This window comes from Cryobacterium sp. TMT2-4 (assembly GCF_004402575.1).
GTDB lineage: Bacteria > Actinomycetota > Actinomycetes > Actinomycetales > Microbacteriaceae > Cryobacterium > Cryobacterium sandaracinum.
The window spans coordinates 96,953-116,945 of record NZ_SOGE01000025.1; the positions used below are offsets into that span (position 1 = coordinate 96,953).

Annotated in this window: 15 protein-coding genes, 2 pseudogenes and 1 riboswitch; of the genes and pseudogenes, 8 read left to right on the forward strand and 9 right to left on the reverse strand. The window is 67.8% G+C overall.

Going from position 1 to position 19,993, the window contains the following annotated elements; translation table 11 throughout:
* The first annotated feature begins 87 nt into the window (after positions 1–87).
* Complete coding sequence (locus tag E3O54_RS06860) at positions 88–891, forward strand: HAD family hydrolase (protein ID WP_104100352.1); 804 nt, start codon at positions 88–90, stop codon at positions 889–891.
* Between the two features lie 545 nt (positions 892–1,436).
* On the opposite strand, the gene E3O54_RS06865 is transcribed toward E3O54_RS06860, so the two are convergent.
* From E3O54_RS06865 to E3O54_RS06880, 4 genes are all read right to left on the reverse strand, one after another.
* Complete coding sequence (locus E3O54_RS06865; RefSeq protein ID WP_134342674.1) at positions 1,437–2,327, reverse strand: endonuclease domain-containing protein; 891 nt, start codon at positions 2,325–2,327, stop codon at positions 1,437–1,439.
* A gap of 438 nt (positions 2,328–2,765) precedes the next feature.
* Complete coding sequence (gene glpK / locus E3O54_RS06870) at positions 2,766–4,280, reverse strand: glycerol kinase GlpK (protein WP_104100354.1); 1,515 nt, start codon at positions 4,278–4,280, stop codon at positions 2,766–2,768.
* Between the two features lie 68 nt (positions 4,281–4,348).
* On the reverse strand, positions 4,349–5,113 hold the full coding sequence (locus E3O54_RS06875; protein ID WP_134401231.1) for an MIP/aquaporin family protein: 765 nt from the start codon (positions 5,111–5,113) through the stop codon (positions 4,349–4,351).
* A 210-nt stretch (positions 5,114–5,323) separates the two neighbouring features.
* Positions 5,324–7,012: a glycerol-3-phosphate dehydrogenase/oxidase gene (locus E3O54_RS06880; protein ID WP_241973051.1), complete on the reverse strand. Its 1,689-nt coding sequence runs from the start codon at positions 7,010–7,012 to the stop codon at positions 5,324–5,326.
* A gap of 168 nt (positions 7,013–7,180) precedes the next feature.
* On the opposite strand from E3O54_RS06880, the gene E3O54_RS06885 reads away from it, so the two are divergent.
* Positions 7,181–8,149 carry a sugar-binding transcriptional regulator gene (locus E3O54_RS06885; protein ID WP_104100381.1) on the forward strand — a complete coding sequence of 323 codons (969 nt, stop codon included), beginning with the start codon at positions 7,181–7,183 and terminating at the stop codon, positions 8,147–8,149.
* A gap of 58 nt (positions 8,150–8,207) precedes the next feature.
* On the opposite strand, the gene E3O54_RS06890 is transcribed toward E3O54_RS06885, so the two are convergent.
* From E3O54_RS06890 to dhaK, 4 genes are all read right to left on the reverse strand, one after another.
* Positions 8,208–9,353: a glycerol dehydrogenase gene (locus E3O54_RS06890; RefSeq protein WP_104100357.1), complete on the reverse strand. Its 1,146-nt coding sequence runs from the start codon at positions 9,351–9,353 to the stop codon at positions 8,208–8,210.
* 338 nt (positions 9,354–9,691) lie between these two features.
* Positions 9,692–12,142: a phosphoenolpyruvate--protein phosphotransferase gene (gene ptsP, locus E3O54_RS06895; RefSeq protein ID WP_134401233.1), complete on the reverse strand. Its 2,451-nt coding sequence runs from the start codon at positions 12,140–12,142 to the stop codon at positions 9,692–9,694.
* A 3-nt stretch (positions 12,143–12,145) separates the two neighbouring features.
* A complete protein-coding gene (dhaL, locus tag E3O54_RS06900; RefSeq protein ID WP_104100359.1) occupies positions 12,146–12,790 on the reverse strand; it encodes a dihydroxyacetone kinase subunit DhaL in 645 nt (214 codons plus the stop codon).
* A gap of 4 nt (positions 12,791–12,794) precedes the next feature.
* Entirely contained in the window at positions 12,795–13,793 is a 999-nt protein-coding gene (gene dhaK, locus E3O54_RS06905; protein WP_134342677.1) for a dihydroxyacetone kinase subunit DhaK, read from the reverse strand.
* A gap of 208 nt (positions 13,794–14,001) precedes the next feature.
* On the opposite strand from dhaK, the gene E3O54_RS06910 reads away from it, so the two are divergent.
* From E3O54_RS06910 to E3O54_RS06935, 6 genes and pseudogenes are all read left to right on the forward strand, one after another.
* Entirely contained in the window at positions 14,002–14,787 is a 786-nt protein-coding gene (locus tag E3O54_RS06910) for an IclR family transcriptional regulator (protein ID WP_134401234.1), read from the forward strand.
* A gap of 81 nt (positions 14,788–14,868) precedes the next feature.
* A riboswitch (FMN riboswitch) is annotated at positions 14,869–15,000 on the forward strand.
* Positions 15,001–15,098: 98 nt separating this feature from the next.
* Entirely contained in the window at positions 15,099–16,115 is a 1,017-nt protein-coding gene (gene ribD / locus E3O54_RS06915; RefSeq protein ID WP_134401235.1) for a bifunctional diaminohydroxyphosphoribosylaminopyrimidine deaminase/5-amino-6-(5-phosphoribosylamino)uracil reductase RibD, read from the forward strand.
* A gap of 7 nt (positions 16,116–16,122) precedes the next feature.
* Entirely contained in the window at positions 16,123–16,755 is a 633-nt protein-coding gene (locus tag E3O54_RS06920) for a riboflavin synthase (RefSeq protein WP_104100363.1), read from the forward strand.
* The gene (gene ribB / locus E3O54_RS06925; RefSeq protein ID WP_104100364.1) at positions 16,752–18,014 is read left to right on the forward strand and encodes a 3,4-dihydroxy-2-butanone-4-phosphate synthase; all 1,263 of its coding nucleotides are present in this window, start codon (positions 16,752–16,754) and stop codon (positions 18,012–18,014) included. The genes E3O54_RS06920 and ribB overlap by 4 nt, the downstream gene beginning before the upstream one ends.
* Entirely contained in the window at positions 18,011–18,481 is a 471-nt protein-coding gene (ribH, locus tag E3O54_RS06930; protein ID WP_104100365.1) for a 6,7-dimethyl-8-ribityllumazine synthase, read from the forward strand. The genes ribB and ribH overlap by 4 nt, the downstream gene beginning before the upstream one ends.
* Before the next feature lie 94 nt (positions 18,482–18,575).
* A pseudogene (locus tag E3O54_RS06935) lies at positions 18,576–19,661 on the forward strand (MFS transporter).
* A 132-nt stretch (positions 19,662–19,793) separates the two neighbouring features.
* Here the strand turns inward: E3O54_RS06935 and E3O54_RS06940 are convergent.
* Positions 19,794–19,970, reverse strand: a pseudogene (locus E3O54_RS06940) (ATP-binding cassette domain-containing protein); the annotation flags it as partial.
* Positions 19,971–19,993 lie beyond the last annotated feature (23 nt).

Below are 19,993 nucleotides of genomic sequence, written 5' to 3' on the forward strand. Positions count from 1 at the left end.
GGGCGGGGCCGGCCCCTCGTCGTCATGTTCGTCATGGTCGTCGACGTCGTCGTTGACGTCGTCGTTGACGTCGTCGTCGGGTAGCGGATGTCCGCGCCCGCGCCCGCGGTCGTTCTGTTCGACCTCGATGACACCCTGTTCGCCCATCGCGGTGCCGTGGCCGACGGCATCCGCGCCTACCTCGGCTCTCTGGGCGGCACCTTCACCGACGCCGACCCCGGCGCGGCGCTGGCGCTCTGGGACGACCTGGAAGAGCGGCATTACCACGCCTACCTCGCCGGCAGTCTGGACTTCGCCGGGCAGCGCCGGGAGCGGGCCCGCGACTTCGCGGCGGCGCACGGCGTGACCCTGACCGGGCCGGCTGCGACGAGCTGGTTCGATGCGTATTTTCTGCACTATCGGGCGAGCTGGCGCCTCCACACCGATGCGCTCCCCTGCCTCGACGCGCTGGCCGTCGCCTTTCCGGGCGTGCGGATCGGGCTGATCACCAACGGTGAGTCGACGCCTCAGGGGCACAAACTGGCGGACACCGGGCTCGACGTGCGGTTGGAGCACGTGATCGCATCCGGCAGCCTGGGCTTCGCCAAGCCGGATCCTCGCATCTTCCGGCATGCCTGCATGGTGTTCGGGTCGGAGTCGGAGCAGACCGTCTACGTGGGCGACCGGCTGCGCACGGACGCGATCGGAGCCGCCGCGGCGGGGCTGACCGGAGTCTGGCTGGACCGGACCGCGGCCGGGGCTGGGGGTGGTGCTGGAGGTAGTGGTGCCGGGGCCGGGGCGGATGCGGCCGAGGCCGCCCGGCTGGGCATCATCCGGATCACCAGCCTCGCCGCGCTGCCCGGGGCCCTCGCGGCCCGCAGCCTCGCCCCACTGACCGCCGGCCCCCGCTGACGGCTGGCCTCCGCCCCGCTGACGGCTGCCCCCCCTGACGGTGCCGCCCCCCTGACGGTGCCGCTGGGGTCCCCCTGGCCTGCCCCGGTGTGGCCAACTCAGGACATCCGTCGCATTCGTTTCTATTTGACCAGGAAACACGCGGGTCTGATACTGCGATTCGGCAGATTTCCTGAGTTAGCCACACGAGGGTGGGTCTCGACCGCAAGGAGGTCGGGTCCGCGGGCGGGCCGCCCCGCTGCGCGCGCCGCCCGGCCACGCTGACGGCAACGCCGGGCTCGAAGCAGGCACGGCTCCTGCCTGCGTGGCCAACTCAGGACATCCGTAATATGCGTTCCTCTTCGCCCCGGAAACACGCGGGTCTGATACTGCGATTCGGCAGATCTCCTGAGTTAGCCACATGGGGGTGGGTCTCAACCGCATGACCGGCAGGTTGGGCGTCCGCCGAGCCGGACCCGGCAGCCCCGCGGGAGCGGATGTCGGCTTGCCGCGAACCGACTAGACGATGGAGGTGCGGGAGCGGATGTCGGCTTGCCGGGAACCGACTAGACGATGAAGGTGCGGTAGTGACTGGTCGACGCCAGAAGGCCGGTGATCGCGGCGATGACGCGCTCCGGGTGGTGGATGATGTCCCGGTAGAGAACCCGCAGAGTCAGGTACCCCCGCATGGCGAGGTCGCAGTCGCGGGTGCGGTCGCGCGCGTGCGCCTCCCAGCCGTCGTGGAACTGCCGACTGTCGGCCTCGACCGCTATGCGCCCCTCGACGATCATATCGACGCGACCGACGCCCCCGATCTCGACCTGGATCTCGACGTCGAAGCCGGCTCCCGTGATCACGAGGCGGAGCACGGTCTCCTGGCCCGATTCGCTGCGACAGTCGATGAGCGGGCGCAGGGACTGCAACTCCGCGGGCAGGGCTGCGAAGATCTGGGCCACGGTCTGCTCCGCGAGCAGTCTCTTGTACAAGGCATTATCGAGTGACGCGATCGCGAATCTCGGTTCCTGGCACCGGAAAACCTGGACCAGCGCATCGGCCAGCCCGATACGGAACTCGGTGCCGCCGCAGGGGTCGAGCAGCTGACCCCAGTGGAGTTCCACACCGTCTCGGTTGTGAGCGTTGAGCTGCTGAAATCGATCGTGCGGCGCCCGCAACCGGGAAGCGGTGGGGTCGACATGGATGTGCGCGAAGGTGCTGTCCAGGGCGAAGATCCCGGTATTCGCAACCGCGGAGACGCAGGCGAGTCGCCCACCCAGCCGCACCGCTTCGAGGATGTGCGAATCCGTATCGGGAAGCGCATAGTGCCCTCGACGCGCCCTCACCAGATATCCACTCTCCACGGCCGCCCTCAGCACCCGCCAATTGGCGCCGGCGGCGTTCAGCGCCCCGGTTTCGGCGATCTGCACATTGTGGACGCGGAAGTACTCTGCCCAAGTCATGTCGACAGTGTGGACAGCGCGGGCCCCGTCTGCCGCGTCGGCTGCCCACCTGTGGCCTGCTCCGGTCAGCCTGTGCTGTGGAGGATCCGAGGTGTCGCCGCCGACCCGTGGCTAATTCAGGAGAAACGGCTGTGAAGCGAGGGACAAACTACACCAGTCCGGCATCCGTTGGCGCCGCCGGGGTAGATCTCCTGAGTTAGCCACACACCACCCACGGGAGCTGCCCTCCGGGAAGCGCCACGAAGGAACTGTCCGACGGGGCACGGATGCCGGCCGGCGCAAGGGGAAGACGGGGACGGGCACGGGCACGGGGAACTGGCCACGGGGAACGGGGCACGGGGAACGGATGCCGAAACCCGGCGGCCAGGGGCGGCCGCCGGGTCTCGGTGGGGTGCGTCGTACGCGCGCAGGGACGCGGGGGGAAAAAGGGGGCGCGGGCTAGATCACGTCGGCGTCGACCCAGTCCAGGGACTTGGTGACGGCCTTCTTCCAGTTGCGCAGCAGACGGTCGCGCTCGGCGATGTCCAGGCTCGGCTCCCAGCGGGCGTCCTCCTGCCAGTTGGACCGCAGCTCACCGAGGTTGTTCCAGAAACCGACCGCCAGGCCGGCCGCGTAGGCGGCACCCAGGGCGGTCGTCTCCGCCACCACCGGGCGCACGACAGACACGCCGAGGATGTCGGCCTGGAACTGCATCAGCAGGTCGTTGGCCGAGGCCCCGCCGTCGACCTTGAGCTCGGTCAACGGAACACCAGCGTCGGCGTTGACCGCGTCCAGCACCTCGCGGGTCTGGTACGCGATCGCCTCGAGGGCGGCGCGGGCGATGTGGCCCTTGTTCACGTAGCTGGTGAGGCCGACCAGGGCACCACGGGCATCCGCACGCCAGTACGGCGCGAACAGGCCGGAGAAGGCGGGCACGAAGTAGGCGCCGCCGTTGTCCTCGACCGACAGGGCGAGTGCCTCGATCTCCTCCGCAGAGTTAATGATGCCCAGGTTGTCCCGCAGCCACTGCACGAGCGAGCCGGTGACCGCGATCGAGCCCTCCAGGGCGTAGTGCGGTTCGGCGTCGCCGAGCTTGTAGCCGACCGTGGTGAGCAGACCGTTCTTGGAGTGGATGATTTCGGTGCCCGTATTGAAGATCAGGAAGTTACCGGTGCCATAAGTGTTCTTCGCCTCACCCTGGTCGAAGGCAGCCTGCCCGAACGTCGCGGCCTGCTGGTCACCCAGGATGCTCGCAATCGGGGTTTCGCGCAGCAGGCTGTGGCCGCTGGCGATGCCGTAGACCTCGGAGGAGGAACGGATCTCGGGCAGCATCGACTTGGGCACGTCGAACGCCGCGAGGATCTCGTCGTCCCACTGCAGGGTTTTCAGGTCCATGAACATGGTGCGGCTGGCGTTGGTGACGTCGGTTGCGTGCACACCGTCCTCGAGGCCGCCGGTCAGGTTCCAGAGAATCCAGGTGTCGGTCGTGCCGAACATGAGGTCGCCGGCCTCAGCCTTCTCTCGCGCCCCTTCGACGTTCTCGAGGATCCAGACGATTTTGGTGCCGGAGAAGTAAGTCGCCAGCGGCAGGCCGACCTGGGCCTTGAAACGATCGACACCGCCGTCGGCGGCGAGTCGGTCGACGATGGGCTGGGTGCGGGTGTCTTGCCAGACAATGGCGTTGTAGACGGGGATACCGGTGTGACGGTCCCAGACGACGGCGGTCTCGCGCTGGTTCGTGATGCCCACGGCCGCGATGTCGTGGCGGGTCAGGTTGGCCTTGGCCAGAGCCTGACCGATGACCTCACGGGTGTTGCTCCAGATCTCCAACGGGTCGTGTTCGACCCAGCCTGCCCGGGGAAAGATCTGTTCGTGTTCGAGCTGACCGGTCGAAATGATCGACCCGGCCTTGTCGAAAATGATCGCACGGGAACTGGTGGTTCCCTGGTCGATTGCGATGACGTACTGTGCCATTTTTAACTCCTTTGTCAATGCTGGGTACACGGGTATTCAGGAATGGAAAAAGAAGAAGCGAGCGGCGCCTACGCGAGGATCGGCAGGAGGAACGCGGAGGTCCAGCCGGCCAGCAGGCCACCGATGACGGGACCGACGACGGGCACCCACGAGTAGGCCCAGTCGGAGGAACGCTTGCCCTTGATCGGCAACAGGAAATGCGCGATGCGCGGGCCGAGGTCACGGGCGGGGTTGATCGCGTAGCCGGTCGGTCCACCCAGCGAGGTGCCAATCACGATCACGAGCAGGGCAACCGGAAGGGCGCCAAGGGCGGCCAGGCCGCCGCTCTCGCCCTGGCGCCCGCCGCCGAACGCGATGACGACGAAGACGAGCACGAAGGTGCCGATGATCTCGGTAATGAGGTTCCAGCCGTAGGAACGGATGGCCGGACCGGTCGCGAACACGCCGAGCTTGTTGGCCGGCTCCGGTTCCTGGTCGAAGTGCTGCTTGTAGGCGAGCCAGACGACGGTGGCACCCAGGATGGCACCAATCAACTGAGCCCCGATGTACGCCGCCACGGACACAGCGTTGACCGGAACCCCCGAGCCGAACTCGGTGGCCCCGGACGACACGAGTCCCAAGGTGACGGCGGGGTTCAAGTGAGCGCCCGAGTTATAGGAGACGATCACGCCGGCGTACACCGCGAGGCCCCAGCCGATGGTGACCATCAGGAATCCGCCGCCGAAGCCCTTGTTCTTGGTCAGGGCGACGTTGGCGACCACCCCGCAGCCCAGCAGGATCAGGAGAGCGGTTCCCACCACTTCCGAGAGGAATACGATACCGAGATTGTCCACGTTGACATCCTTTTAGATTATTGAAATGAAGAAAGCGAAGGAAACGGATAGTAGAAAACCTAGCGACTCGAGACCGCCGGTGGTCCTGACCTTTCTGCACGTTTGTGCAGATCAGCCTTCAAGTCTGCGGGTACGGAGCCGGGCCGGAGGGCAGGCTGCGGGCAGGCGACCGCAGCGCCCGCCCGCCCGCAGGGCAGTCCCGAGCAGTCCCTAGACGGCCGGCACGGCCGGCGTTTCCGCCGGGGCCAGGTGCACGCCGTACATGTCGCGCAGTGTATTCACCGCGGTGTCGACCTCATGCGCGCTCCGGGCGGCGTCCCAGCCGAGGACTGGTGCGAGCACGCCGGCCAGCTCGGTGAGCAGCGGCAGAGTCACTTCGCCGCGGAAAGCGATGCTGGTGCGGCGCAGCAGCAGGTCCATCAGGTGCATGACCGATTCCGCCCGGGCGATGAGCTCGATTTCGCGCCGGGTGTAGCCGGGGTGCTGCATGAGCGGCGCGTCCGGTTCGGCGGTGAGCCAGGTGATCACCTCGGTGGCGCGCGTGCCGTACCGGGTCAGCAGCACATCGGCACGCTCGGCGCCGACCTTGTCGCCGTTGGCGGCAACCCAGACCCCGCGTGCGGCATCCGTCGCCGGGAAGTCTCGACCACCACCGATGGGCAGGCCGACCGTCGAGACGGTGCGCGGCAGGCCGAGCAGGGTCAGGATGTCGCCGCTCAGGTGTTCGGCCAGGGCGCGGAAGGTCGTCCACTTGCCGCCGACCAGGCTCAGCAGGGTGCCGTGCCGGGCGCCGAGCGGGCGCGATTCGATGCGGTAGTCGCGCGAGACGAAACCGGGCGCCTCGTCGTCGTGGCGGGGCAGCGGGCGCACGCCGGCGAACCGGAACACTATCTGCGACCGGTCGACGGCCACCTTTGGGAAAACGTGGTTGACGAGTTCGAAGAAGTAGTCAACCTCGGCCTCGGTGCAGCGCGCCGGCTGAGTCATGTCGTGCTCGAGGTCGGTCGTGCCGACGAGAACGCGGCCCGCAAGCGGGAAGATCAGCACGATGCGGCCGTCTTTGTGCTCGAAAAAGATCTCGCGACCGCCGGTCGCGGCGAGCAGTTCGGGGTTGTCGAGCACGACGTGCGACCCCTTGGTGCCGCCCATATAGGTGCTGGCCTGGCCGAGGGCCGTGTTCGTGAGGTCGGTCCACGGTCCGGACGTGTTGACCACGATGTCGGCCTCGAAGCTGAATTCGGCGCCGGAGACCGTGTTGCGCAGGCGCACACCCGCAGCATCCATGCCGACGGCCTCGATGTAGTTGGCGCTCCGGGCGTGGGTGCCGGCGGCCAGGCCGTCGGCCAGCACGTCGAGGGCGAGGCGCTCCGGGTCGTGCATGGAGGCGTCGTAGTAGGTGGCCGTGTACTTGAGGCCCGGGTTTATCTGCGGCAGCACTTCGAGCGACGCCTTCTTGCCGAGGAATTCATGCCGGGGCACATTGCCGCCGTCGCGGGAGAAGGAATCGTAGAGCATCATGCCGATCTTGATCAGTAGAGCTCCGCGCTCCTGGGCCGCACCCTGTTTGTGGGTGAGGAACCGCATCGGCGCCGACATCACTCCGGAAAAGGTGGAGTAGATCGGAATGGTCGTCTTGAGCGGCTTGACGTAATGGGGGGCGATCTTGAGAAGGCTGTTGCGCTCCTCCACAGACTCCTTGACCAAGCGGAATTCGCCGTTCTCGAGGTAGCGCACACCGCCGTGGATCATGTGCGAGGAGGCCGAGGATGCGCCGGAAACGTAGTCGCCCTTGTCGACGATGGCGACGTCCACGCCCTGCAGGGCCAGATCGCGGAAGGTCGCGATGCCGTTAATGCCGGCTCCGATGATGAGAACTTGAGCGCGGGGGCGGTCCTGGATGGCGGCCTGGGCGGCGGCACCACTGGACTGTGACGGTGCGGAAGATGACTGATCGGGTGTGGACAGCACTGTTCGCTCACTTCTCTGTGGGTGGAGGGGAATTGCTTCTACCCTGCTAGGTTCGACACAAACGGTCAAGAGGTTTGAACATACGTGCAAGGAGTTAAAATGGCCCATCCAGACGATCCGTCCCTGTCGGACCGAACCAGTGACGCGCTCACGGCGGCCCACTTGTATTACATGCAGGACCTGACCATGGAGGCCATCGCGCGGGAACTGCACACCTCCCGCTCCTCGGTGTCCCGTCTGCTCAGCCAGGCCAGAACCAGCGGGTTGGTCGACATCCAGATCCGGTCCCCGCTCGACGCGACGAGCCGGGTGGAGAAGCTCATCCTGAACCGCTTCCAGGTCACCGCGCACGTCGTGCCGGTGCCCGACCACGCCAGCGACGTCGATCGGTTGGAGCGCGTGGCCCTCTCGGTTGCACGGATTCTCGGCGAGTTCTTCGACTCGAACATGATCATGGGCATCGCCTGGGGCTCCACGATGAATGCGGTCAGCCGCCACGTGACCCCTAAACGCACTCACAACGCACAGATCGTGCAGCTGAACGGCGCCGGCAACACACGCAGCACCGGCCTCGACTACGCCAACGAGATCCTGCAGCGGTTCAGCAACGCATTCGGCGCCCGCCTGGAACAGTTCCCGGTTCCCACCTTCTTCGACGACCCGGCCACACGCACGGCGTACTGGCGGGAGCGCGGCTTGCGCCGGCTGTTGGAAATGCAAAGGAACATGGACGTCGCGCTCTTCAGCGTGGGTTCGCCCTTCTCCAACGTCCCCAGCCACGTCTACGTCGGAGGCTACCTGGACGACGACGAGCTCACCGCTCTTAGCGACGCCGGGGTCGTCGGCGACGTCGCGACAGTCTTCTACCGCGCGGACGGCTCGACCGACGGCATCCCGCTCAATGATCGCGGCACCGGCCCGGAACTGTCGGTGCTGCGCCGCACCCCCCGGCGCATCTGCGTCGTCTCGGGCCAGTCCAAGGTGGACAGTCTCCGCGGCGCGCTGGCCGCGAACCTGATCACCGACCTGTTCATCGACGAGAGCAGCGCCCGGGCACTGTGCGAGTGAGCAGACGGAGGCCCGCCGGCAGCCACTGAGGGTTCGTGGCGACCGGCGGGCCGACGGATCAATGCTTCTGCACGTACTTGACGGGAGCGGGCAGGCCGCGCGCCGCGCGCACGGACCGCGAGAGCCCCTCGATCGACTTGAGGGCGTCGAGAACGTCGTCTGCAGTGACCACGAACGGCATGTTGTGAATCGTCTCACCCGGCAGGGTTGACGCCGTGGCGATGGCCCTCAGCTCCTTCTCGTCGTCCAGGCTGAGACCGATCTCGGTCAGCGTGGTGGGCAATCCGACGAGAGTGGTGAACTCGATGAAGTCTTCCACCTCGGTGCGTGGCGCGCCCTCGAGGACCAGCTGGGTCAGCGAGCCGATGTTCACCTTCTGACCGTGGGTGAGACCGTGGGTCTGCGGGGCCGCGGTCAGGCCGTTGTGGATGGCGTGGGCGGCGGCCAGACCGCCCGACTCGAAACCGAGTCCGGACAGAAGCGTATTCGCCTCCACCAGCTTCTCGAGAGCAGGTGTGACCAGGTTGTCACGCACGGCATCGAGGGCCGGAAGGGCGTTCTCCCAGATGACGTCCCACGACAACTTGGCCAGCGCGGTGCCGGTCTGGGTCGGCAGCCCCCCGGCCATCGTGGTCGCATGGGCAGCCGCCGTGGCCCGGGCTTCGAGCCAGGTCGCCAGCGCGTCGCCGACTCCGGCGATGAGGAACTCGACCGGCGCGTTGGCCACGATCTGGGTGTCGATCAGCACGAGGTCGGGGTTGCGCGGGAAGAAACGGTATTCGACAAACTCGCCCTCCTCCGTGTAGATCACCGAGAGTGCGGAGGTGGGAGCGTCGGTCGACGCCACGGTGGGCACGCTGACCCAACGAATTCCAGCCAGGAAGCCGGCGGCCTTGGCCGAGTCGATCGTGCTTCCGCCGCCCAAGCCGATGATCACGTCGGCCGTGGTTACGCGGATCTTCTCGACCAGCGCGTCGACCGCGGACGCAGTCGCAAAGCGGTCGAATTCGACCCGTTCGACGCGGAGGCCGGCAGCAGCGAAGCTCGCCGAGACCTGCTGCCCTGCGAAACCCCACACGACGTCATCAGCGACGATCAGGGGGGCGGAGCCGATCTGGGATACGAATTCGCCGAGGCGATCGATCGCTCCCTTGCCTTGGACGTAACGTCCGGGGCTCATGACTGTGCGGATTGAAGTGGTCATCGTGGAACTTCTTCCTGGTCGAACTGCGTCTACATCTTTGTGGGACGGTGGCGGTGAACCGGTCTTCCGGGGCACAGATTTCACATTACGCCCGCCGATTCGACCGACATCGGCTGCCCTGCAGCGGGCGACCGTGCGAGCGCACCCTCCGAGCGGTTTCCGGCACATCCGCCCAGTCTGATGTCACGGCTCAAAGATCGGATCTGACGCACAAACACGCGCTCTTAGCCAATTTTTTGAATGCTATTCAGGATTTACAGGAAATACGTCGCTGTTTCTGAAAGCCAGCGTTGCACATTTGTGCAGATCGGACGCCCGGGAGGGGCCGACACCGGCAGCTACGCCCGTGTCGGCTCCAGCAGGAGCGCGGCGGCGGATCGCGCCGCGCCGGCGCTGCCGGCGGCGACCGCGGCGAGTGCGGCATCCCGGCACTGGTCCACCGTCACGCCGCGTAGGAACTCGGCCACGCCGCCCAGGGCTCGCGGGGACATCGACAGGCTGGTCGCCCCGAGCCCCACCAGGATGGCGGCAAGCATCGGATCTGCCGCGGCCTCACCGCAGACCCCGACCGGCTTGCCGGCCGCCAGACCGGCCTGGCAGGCCTCCCGGATCATCCGCAAGACCGCCGGCTGCCAGGGGTCGTTGAGCAGGGCGAGCTCCCCCATCAGCCGATCGGCGGCCATGGTGTACTGGGCGAGGTCGTTGGTCCCCAGACTCGCGAAGTCCACCCGTTCGAGGATGGGGCCAGCCGTGATAGCGGCGGCGGGAGTCTCGATCATCACGCCCACGTTGTGCAGGCCGTGCGCGGCACAGCGGGCCGCGAAGTCCACGGACTCGTCGACGGTCGCGATCATCGGCGCCATGACGCCGACGTCGGCGTCTTCCGCGGCGGCCGCCGCTGCGATGGCCTGCAGCTGGGTGTCCAGCAGTTCCGGCCGCTGCCACGCTGTGCGATACCCCCGGATGCCCAGGGCAGGGTTGACTTCGTCGGCCGCCGTGACGAAGGCCAGCGGCTTGTCGGCTCCCGCATCCAGCGTTCGGATAGTGACCTTCTTCCCGGGGAATCCGGCGAACACCTGCCGGTACGCGGCGACCTGTTCGTCGAGTCCCGGAGCCTCGGCGTGGTCGAGGAAGCAGAATTCGGTGCGAAAGAGGCCGACACCCTCGGCGTTCGCCTCGATCGCGGCGGCAACGCTGTCAGGCGAAGCCACGTTCGCGAGGAGCTGCACGCGGTGCCCGTCCCTGGTCCTTCCCGTACCGTCGAAGGTGATCACCCGGCGGATCTGTTCCTCGGCTCGCAACACTTGGTCGCCGGTGGGGTCCACGACGATCTCACCGGTCGTGCCGTCAACGATCACCATGCTTCCCTCGGGCAGGTCCATCGCATCGCGGGCCGCCACCACGGCAGGCAAGCCAAGCGCCCGCGCGAGAATGGCCGTATGGGAGGTGGGCCCGCCCTCGACGGTGACGATCGCCCGACACACCGTGGGGTCGATCAGCGCCGTGTCGGCGGGGGCCAGGTCCCGGGCCACGAGCACATACGGCTCCACACGATCCGGCAGGCCCGGTGCCGGTCGGCCGAGCAACTCGGACACGATGCGGTTGCGCACGTCGTGCAGGTCCGAGACACGTTCGGCGAGGAGCCCACCCTGCTCCTTAAAAACCGCTGTGACCTCGCTCACAGCCGCCCAGACGGCACGCTCCGGAGTGTGGCCCTGCCCGGTCACTCGGGAAACGGCAGCATCGATCAGCCCGGGATCCGCCGCCATCAGCGCCGTTGCCTCCAGGATCCCACGCGCCGCTCCCGACACCCGGGCCGCCTTGTCCCGCAGGGCCAGGGCTACGGATGCCGCGGCGGCCACGATCCTCTCCGCGGCCGCCGCTCGCTCGCGCAGGGGGAGTGCGACTGCCGGCCCCGGCTCGTTCACCGGTTCCTGCATCCGCACGATCGGACCGACGGCGAAGCCGGGGCTCACGCCCAGAGGCCCGCTCGACGGCGCCCCGCCCTGCGGCCGGGCCTGCGGCCGCGACGCGGAACGCGCCGGCCTGGGCGCGGGAGCGTGGGCGGCCGCGAGCTCGCCGAAGCCCTTCCCGACCAGTTCACTCACGGCCTCGAGCGCCTCCACAGCCTGCCGCCCGGCCGCCGCGACGGAGATCGTGTCGCCCTTCCGGGCGCCGACGGTCAACAGGGCAGTCGGGCTGTTAGCCGGCACCGGAGGCCGGCCGGTACGGAGGTTGGCGACCGTCACCGTCGCCTCAAAGGCGCTGATGGCGGTGACGAGCATCGAGACCGGTCTCGCGTGCAGGCCGTCGGGGTTCAGCAACGTCACCTCGATCGTGTGTTCCGCCGCCGGGCCGGAGTCGACCGGCAGGCCGGCCGGGTCCTCGTCGCCCAGGTGACTTTGCTTGGCACGAAGAGCACCTCGGGCCTCACGTTCCACTTCGTCAAGGGTGGCGCCACCCGCCGCGCGCACCACTGCCGCCATCAGGCCCTCTACGAAGGGACCGCTGCTGAGCCGGACGGGCAGGTCGGGGTCGTCCGAGAACTCCAGCGCCATTTCCGCGCTCATCACAGCCGATCCCAGATCCATCATCACGAGCACGCCCTCGGGAGAGGAAACCTCGGCGATGGCCTCGGCGACTTTGGACGCGTCCGTTCCGATCACCCCTGCGCCGGCACCGGCTGCGATCGCGATGGCCGGGCCGTTGACCCCGACCATTTCCACTGCGAGGTCCACTGCTGCCTGCGCGAGCCGGGGGCTGTGCGATACCACTACGATTCCGATCACGATCTACTCCTTGTCGAGGATCTCGGCCAGAGCCTGGAAAAGCAGCGACGTCGACGCGGCTCCCGGGTCGATGTGGCCGATGCTGCGTTCCCCCAGGTAACTGGCCCTGCCCTTGCGGGCGATCAGGGGTGCGGTGGCATCCCGCCCCGCTTGTGCAGCGGAGTAGGCAGCACGGGCCGCCGAGGAGATATCGGAGAAAACGACGAGGTCGGCGTCGAACGCGTCGAGCGCGGGAGCGAGGACGTCGAACATGGTCTTATCCCCGGCCTCGGCCTTGCCGCGGGCAACGACGCCGCCCAGCCCTGCACGAAGCGCGGCCGCCAGGCCGGGCGCGTCCAGGGTGCTGACCGGTCCTGCCGAGGTACCGATCCGCAGGAAGAAGGTGCCGTACAGGGGGCCGCTGGCACCACCCACGGACGTCACCAGGGTCATGCCCACGCCCTTGAACAGTTCGTCGACGGCCACGACCGGTGAGGCCTGGATTTTCTCGAGGACCGCATCCATGCCGCGGGTCATGTTCGAGCCGTGGTCCGCGTCGCCGATGGCCGAATCCAGTTCGGTGAGGTAGGAGACCTGCTCGGTCACCAAGTCGCGAAAACGGGTGAGCCAGCCGGTGAGCTGGTCAAGGCTGATCGTGTCATTCGTCATGGTGCTAGATTCCCCAGCGCAGCCCGGCGGTGTTCACCGGCGCATCCCACAGATGAAGCAGGTCCTCGTCGGCCTTGAGGATCGTGACGGAGCAGCCCGCCATGTCCAGCGCGGTGATGTAGTTGCCCACGAGGGAGCGGGCAACCGTGATGCCGGCGGCGTCGAGGATCTTCCTGACTTCGGCATACATGACATAGAGCTCGATCAACGGGGTTCCGCCCAGCCCATTCACCATCACGATCGTCGGGGCGCCGGTGAAGTCCAGGTCGGCGAGGATCGGCTCGACGAGCAGACGGGCAACCTCGGCGGCCCCGGCCAGCGGCACCCGGCGGCGGCCCGGCTCCCCGTGAATGCCCACGCCGATCTCCATCTCGCCTTCGGCAAGTTCGAAGGTCGGTTTCCCGGCCGCGGGAACCGTGCAGCTGCTGAGGGCCACGCCCATGGAACGGCCGGACTCATTGACCTGGCGGGCCACCGCGGTGACGGCCGCGAGGTCGCGGCCTTCCTCGGCTGCCGCACCCGCGATCTTCTCGAGCAGGACAGTGGTTCCGACGCCCCGGCGGCCTGCGGTGAAGGTGGAATCCTCGACCGCGACGTCGTCGTTGACGACCACGACGGCAACCTCGATCCCGGTCTCAGCCGCGGCCAGTTCCGCGCCCATTTCGAAGTTCATCACGTCGCCCGTGTAGTTCTTGACGATGTGCAGCACGCCCGCTCCGCTGTCCACGACTTTCGTGGCCTCGAGCATCTGGTCGGGTGTCGGCGAGGTGAAGACCGCCCCGGCGCAGGCCGCGTCAAGCATTCCCACACCGACGAAACCGCCGTGGAGCGGCTCATGGCCGGTTCCCCCACCAGAGAGCAGGGCGACTTTGCCTGCTCTGGTCGGGTCTGTCCGGTAGATGATGCGGTTGACGTGGTCGACGCGAAGTTCCGGGTGTGCGGCCGCCACGCCGATGAGGGAATCGGCGAGAACCGTCTCCGGGGAATTGATTAGTTTCTTCATGTTGAGACCTCCAGGATTATCTTCATGTTTGCTCTCCGTTGAACTTTTCGAGCTGGATCCGCGAGACACTTTCCCTCGCGACTCAAAGAAATACAGAACGCAATTCGATAATGTCGAATATCCTCCAGAGAGTGGCCCAATGTCAACACGTCGCATGAAGACGCGTTGGTGACGCGGCATACTTAAGGAATCAACCGGAGGTGCAGCTGTGATTCAAGCCATCGATCGTGCGGCGAAAGTGCTGTCGACGTTGCAGGGCGCACGCCACCTCGGCATAACCGAACTCGCCACCGAACTCTGGTTGCCGGTCTCGACCGTGCACGGCATCGTCAAATCGCTGCAGGGCCACGGTCTTGTCGCGCAGGAGCCTGGCGGCACCCGGTACATGCTCGGCCCGGCCCTGCTCAAACTCTCGAATGTCTACCTCGACACGCTCGACGTGCGCGCGCGGGCCATGCGCTGGACCCTCGAACTCGCGCGCAGAACCGGACTGTCCACACGTCTGGGGGTGCAATTGTTCGACGAGGTCATCATCATTCACCACAACCAGCGGCCTGACGGCAGCCAGCAGATGCCCGAAACGGGCCTGTCCATCCCGGCCCACGCCTCGGCAATGGGCAAAGTCCTCCTCGCATACAGTCCGGAATACGCCTCCGGACTGCTGGGGAGGCCCCTGCGCAGTCTCACCGGCGCCACGATCACCGACCCGGCTCAGCTGGCCATCCAATTCGTGTCGATCGTGAGCAACGGCATCGCCACCGAAGAGGACGAGGCCGTGCTGGGCGAGTCGTCGATCGCGGCGCCCGTGGTCGACACCCGCGGCAATGTCATAGCCGCGGTCGCCGTTGTCGTACCGTCGAGCGAGTGGCCTCCCGACTCCAGCGTGCTGAACGGATTGCGTGAGACGGCCCGGAACATCTCCCGGGAACTCGGCGCCAGCACCTGGCCGCCGCGGGCCCCCCAACCGGCCGTCGCCGCGCATCCGCAGTCGTGAGCGCCCATCGCAGGCCGCACTCTCGAACGGGAATTTTTCTATGGCCGACGCGTTGGGATATAACTAGTAGTAGTTATATGAAACGTGCTCCGGGGTCGGTGTAAGTCCGAACCGGCGGTGAAAGTCCGCGACCCGTGCCGCTCCCAAAGCGGAACGGTTGAGCTGGTGAAATTCCAGCACCGACGGTTAAAGTCCGGATGAGAGGCGCACGAGTCGATGGACCATTCCGGTCGGTCGGCGGGTTTCGCAACCCACATGGTGTTCGCCGCACCGAAAACCCGGAGTTCGTTGCACCAACGGACAGGACGGGAATGACGGACCAAGCGGCGCTCGAGGCCACCATGCGGCGTGCGCTCGCGCTGGCCGCGAATGGGCCGGCCACAGGCCCGAACCCCCGCGTCGGCTGTGTTCTCCTCGACGATTCCGGGCAGGTCCTGGCCGAAGGCTGGCATCTCGGCGCCGGAACCCCCCACGCCGAGGTTGTCGCCCTGAGCCGGCTCACCGCCGGCGCCGCCCGCGGTGCCACCGCCGTCGTCACCCTCGAACCCTGCAACCACACCGGCCGCACCGGCCCCTGCTCGCTCGCCCTGATCGACGCCGGCGTCCGCCGGGTCGTCTACGCCGTCGCCGACCCCGGCGTCGGCTCCTCGGGCGGGGCCGACCGGCTCCACGGCGCCGGAATCGACGTCACCGGCGGGCTGCTCGCCGACGAGGTCGAACCATTCCTCGCCGACTGGCTCGTCGCCGCCCGTCTCGGGCGCCCGTTCGTGACGCTCAAGTGGGCGTCGAGCCTCGACGGGCGCGCGGCGGCCGACGACGGGACCAGCCGCTGGATCACCGGACCGGAGGCCCGGCAGGACGTGCACCGGCGGCGCGCGGCAGCCGGCGCCATCCTCGTCGGCACCGGCACCGCGCTCGCCGACGACCCTGCCCTGACCGCCCGCGACGCCGCTGGAAAGCTTCTGCCCACGCAGCCGGTGCCGGTCGTGATCGGCACCCGCGGCATCCCCAACGACGCCGCCCTCCGCGCCCACCCGCATCCGCCCCTCTTCTTCGCCACCGACGATCTGCTGGCCGTGCTGCACGACCTGCACCGGCGCGGCATCCGTCACGCCTTCATCGAGGGTGGGCCCACTCTCGCCAGTGCGTTCGTCGCGGCCGGGCTGGTCGACGAGTACCTCGTGTACCTCGCGCCCACGCTGCTCGGCGGCGCCCGGCTCGCCCTGGGCGACATCGGGGTGGCCGGCATCACCGACCAGCGCCGCCTGGCCATCGACCATTACGACCGACTCGGCGACGATCTCCTCATCGTCGCCCGGCCGAGATAGGACAATCATGTTCACCGGAATCATCGAGGAACTCGGCCAGGTCGAGAAGGTGGAGCGATCCACGGATGCCGCCCGCCTCACCATCCGCGGCCCGAGAGTCGTAGCCGACGCCGGCCACGGCGACTCGATCGCGGTCAACGGCGTCTGCCTCACCGTGGTGGAGCGAACCGGCGACACCTTCACCGCCGACGTGATGGCCCAGACCCTTCTCATGTCCACCCTCGATGCCGCCCGCGCCGGCAGCCCGGTCAACCTCGAGCGCGCCGCCCTTGTCGGCGACCGCCTGGGCGGCCACATCGTGCAGGGCCACATCGACGGCACCAGCACTCTGCTGGCCGTCACCCCCGGTGAGGCCTGGCGGGTGCTGCGGTTCAGCCTCTCCGCCGAACTCGCCCCGCTCGTGGTGGGCAAGGGCTCCATCGCCGTGGACGGCGTCTCGCTGACCGTCAGCAACATCAGCCCGGCGAGCGAACCGGACCAGTGGTTCGAAGTCTCGCTCATCCCCGAAACCCTCACCGTTACGACGCTGGGACAGCGCACGATCGGCGATCACGTCAACATCGAAACCGACATCCTGGCCCGCCACGTGGAGCGCATGCTCGCCCTGGCGGACGCCGGATCGAAAAGGAGCCACTCATGAGCCTCGCCGACATTCCTACCGCGCTGGATGCCCTCCGGCTCGGGAAACCGGTCATCGTCGCCGACGACGAGGGCCGTGAGAATGAGGGCGATGTGATCATCTCCGCCCAGATGGCCACGCAGGAGTGGATCGCCTGGACCGTGCGGTACTCCTCCGGCTTCATCTGCGCGCCGATGACCAACGACCTAGCCGACAAGCTCGATCTGCCGGTGATGGTGCCGAACAATGAGGACCCCCGCGGCACGAACTACACGGTGTCGGTCGACGCGGCCGACCGGCTCAGCACCGGGATCAGCGCGGCCGACCGCGCGCACACCCTGCGCGTGCTGGCCGATCCGGCCTCGACGCCGTCCAGCCTGCACCGGCCCGGCCACATCATGCCGCTGCGTGCGAGGGATGGCGGTGTGCGCGAGCGGGACGGCCACACGGAGGCGGCCGTCGACCTGATGAAACTGGCCGGCCTCGTACCGGTCGCCGGAATTTGCGAGATCGTCGCCGAAGACGGCGAGATGATGCGCCTGCCCGGGCTCCTCGCCCTCGGCGAGCGCGAGGGCGTGCTGGTGATCACCATCAAGGACCTGATCGCCTACCTGCAGGAGTTCCACACCGACACCGAGCTGCCCACAGTCAGCCCGATCCTCGAATCGCCGCGGGTGGACTTCGAGGTGGAGACCACGGTGCCCACCCGGCACGGCTACTTCCAGGTGCGCGCCTACCGGGACCGGATGACCGGCGCCGACCACGTGGCCATCGTCTCCGGCACCCCCGCCGACGGCGCGATCGTGCGGGTGCACTCCGAGTGCCTCACCGGTGAGGCGTTCGGCTCGCTCAAATGCGAGTGCGGGCCTCAACTGGATGCCGCCCTGGAGACCATTCAGGAGCTCGGCGGCGTCGTCGTCTACCTGCGCGGCCAGGAGGGCCGCGGCATCGGGCTGATCAACAAGCTGCGCGCCTACAAGCTGCAGGAGGACGGCCTGGACACCTTCGACGCCAACGTGGCGCTGGGCCTTCCCGCCGACTCCCGAGACTACGGCGCCGCCACGGCCATCCTGCACGACCTGGGCCTGTCCGCCGTGCGGCTGCTGACCAACAACCCGGAGAAGGTGCGCCAGCTCGAGGCGCACGGCATCACCGTGACCGAGCGAGTGCCGCTCGTCGTCGGCGTCGGCACGCACAATCAGGACTACCTGGCCGTCAAGCGCGACCGGATGGGCCACCACATCACAGAAGCAGACATGCTGAAAGGAATCGCACTATGAGCGGAGCAGGCTCCCCGGAGATCGAGATCGACGGAACCGGGCTGGACATCGTGATCGTCGCCGGACGCTGGCATGACGTGATCACCGACGGGCTGATCGCCGGTGCGACCCGGGTGCTCGAGGCATCCGGTGCCCGCTACTCGCTCGTGCGGGTTCCCGGCAGCTTCGAGCTGCCGGTTGCGTGCAAGGTGGCCCTCGACAACGGCGCCGACGCGGTTGTCGCGCTCGGCGTGATCATTCGTGGCGGCACCCCGCACTTCGAGTACGTGTCGTCGGCGGCAACGGATGGCCTCACCCGGGTGGCGCTGGACACCGGCAAGCCGGTGGGTTTCGGCGTGCTCACCCTCGACGACGAGCAGCAGGGCCTGGACCGGGCGGGCCTGCCCGGCTCGAAGGAGGACAAGGGCGAGGAGGCGGCCGCGGCGGCCATCGCGACCGCTCAGCTGCTGCAGAAGCTGCGCGAGTAAGACACGACCATAATGCGGCGGCATCCGTATCGTTTCCGGAGCGTGGGCCGAGGATTAGCGGAGCCGAGACTCCGGACGTAGGGTGCAAGGGCGGCTGTCACAAACGGCCGCCCTTCTCGACTTCCCGCACCTGTACTCTCGACCGGAAACGAGACCACGGCGCTGCCGGCGTCGTTCGCCGTCTTCGGCGCGGCCATGGTGGCCCGCCCCATCGGCGCGCTGGTCTTCGGCCACTTCGGCGACAAGAGGGGCCGCAAGGCCACTCTCGTCGGGGCACTGCTGACCATGGGCATCGCGACCTTCCTGATCGGGGTGCTGCCCACCTACGCCATGATCGGCTGGCTCACGCCGGACCTGCTCGTGGTCCTGCGCCTCGCCCAGGGCTTCGCACTCGGCGGGGAGTGGTCCGGCGCCGCGCTGGTCGCGACCGAGAACGCCCCGGTCGGCAAGCGCGCCTGGTACGGCACGTTCCCGCAGGTCGGCGCCCCGCTCGGCTTCATCATCGCCAACGGCCTGTTCCTGGCCATCGCACTGGCCCTGCCCGGTGATGACCCGACCCGCTGACGACCCGACCCGCCCCTCGGACGCGTTCCTCGAGTGGGCGTGGCGCATCCCGTTCCTCTTCTCCGCGGTGATGGTCGTCGTCGGCCTCTGGGTACGCCCGCGCCTAGTCGAATCCGACGCCTTCACACAGGTCGTCGCCACCAAGCGTGTGGAGAAACTGCCGCTCGCGGCCGTGTTCCGGTCGCACTGGCGCCAGCTGATCCTCGGCACCTTCATCATGCTGGCCACTTACGTGCTGTTCTTCGGCGTGTTCACGTTGGCCTCCGGCCCCTGGGCCGACAGGCACGGGCGCCGCAAGACCCTGATCTTCGTGACCCTGGCGATCATCGGATTCGGCCTGCTCTTCGTGCCGCTGATGGGAATGACCTTCGGGCCGATGGGCGCGCTGCTGCCCGAGTTGTTCCCGACCAGCGTGCGCTACACCGGCTCCGCTTTCGCGTACAACATGAGCTCGATCCTCGGGGCGGCGGTGGCTCCGTTCATCGCGATCTGGCTGTGGACCCTCGGCGAGGGCAGCCCGTTCTGGGTCGGCGTCTACCTCTCGGTGATGGCCGTGATCGCCCTGGTCGCCCTGCTGCTGAGCCGCGAGACCCGCGACATCGACATCGACCACTGACCTGGCTCTCGGCTGGCTCTCGACCGGCTCTCGACCACCGGTGGTCGAACCTGTCGAGACCCGGGTCAGTCGAGGAACAGGGTGCGCAGGCGCCGGGTCGTGAAGGCCAGGCCGAGCAGGATCAGAGGTCTCGCCGGTGCGGGTCGAGACGGCGCCCAGCCTGCGCATGGTGGTGGACTTGCCGGCCCCGTTCGGGCCGAGCAGTCCGAAGGATTCGTCGGGCGCCACCTCGAAGGAGATGCCGTCCACGGCGGCGAAATCCTGGTGCCTCGTGACGAGATTTCGGGCCACGACGACGGGCTCCGGCACGGTTCCCTGCTGGAGACCGCCGG